The organism is Cryobacterium sp. 10I1, from assembly GCF_035019805.1.
GTDB lineage: Bacteria > Actinomycetota > Actinomycetes > Actinomycetales > Microbacteriaceae > Cryobacterium > Cryobacterium glucosi.
Genome location: NZ_JASJVF010000512.1, coordinates 1 through 943, shown reverse-complemented (window position 1 = coordinate 943; position 943 = coordinate 1). Strand labels below are relative to the sequence as shown.

The following is a 943-nucleotide window of genomic DNA, read 5'->3' as shown; positions in this document are numbered from 1 at the left end:
GGCGAATCCGGCACCCGCGCCGAGCGCGGCCGTCCAGGTCGGGTGTTCGGACAGCATCGGCCAGGCCAGGAGCAGGAGTACCCCGGCCGAGCTGGCCATGATCGTGGCCGCCACGCTCGAGGGCAAGAGGTGGGAGGCAATGTAGATGAGGACGAAGAACGCTCCGACATTCAGAGCCCCGAGTACCAGGGACTTCCACCACCAGGCGCCGCGGGGAACGGACCGCGCCAGCGCCAGCAGGAGGAGGCCCGCAGGCAGGGCGCGCAGCGTGCTGCCCCATAGCGGATAGTCGAGGGGCAGGAACTGCCGGGTGACGAAGTAGTTCGATCCCCAGGCGATCGGGGCGATCGCGGTGACGAGCAGCCAGCGCCATTTAGTTTCCATGGAAGCTACTATAACTTCCATGGAAGGTATAGTGGCAGTATGACGGAAGACGCATCGGATCGGGTCGCACGCATCCAGGCTGAATGGCGACGTGAACGCCCGGATCTCGACGTCGCCCCGCAAGCCGTCATCGGGCGTCTGCACCGGCTCGCCGCCCACCTTACCGGGGAGCTCGCGAGTGTCTATCGCGCCCACGATCTCGGGGAGGGGGAATTCGATGTGCTCGCTGCCTTGCGTCGCGCCGGCAGTCCCTACGAACGAGCGCCTCGTGAACTCGCCGACCATACGATGGTGACGACGGGCGCGATGACCAAGCGACTCGACCGGCTGGCGGCGGCCGGACTGATCGTGCGCAGGCACGTCGCCGGAGACGGTCGGCGCCGGGTCGTCGCGCTCACCCCCCGCGGCCTCGACGTCATCGATGCCGCGTTCGCAGACCACATGGACAATGAGCGACGCCTGGTCGACCAGCTCTCCGACGACGATCGTGACCGGCTCGAGGCGATCCTGACCCGGTGGTTGCGCGCCTACGAATCCCCGCTGCCGTCGTAAGCATCAC

The 943-nt window shown here is 67.2% G+C and carries 2 protein-coding genes; one reads left to right on the top strand and one right to left on the bottom strand.

The genetic code is table 11. The features are described 5' to 3' along the window. Window positions 1–384: EamA family transporter (locus QN345_RS19485; protein ID WP_323509168.1), on the bottom strand; the 384-nt coding region annotated here is incomplete at its 3' end. Between the two features lie 39 nt (window positions 385–423). On the opposite strand from QN345_RS19485, the gene QN345_RS19480 reads away from it, so the two are divergent. Continuing rightward, window positions 424–936 (top strand): MarR family winged helix-turn-helix transcriptional regulator, encoded by a 513-nt coding sequence (locus tag QN345_RS19480; RefSeq protein ID WP_134450234.1) that lies wholly within the window; start codon window positions 424–426, stop codon window positions 934–936. The last annotated feature ends 7 nt before the right edge of the window (window positions 937–943 follow it).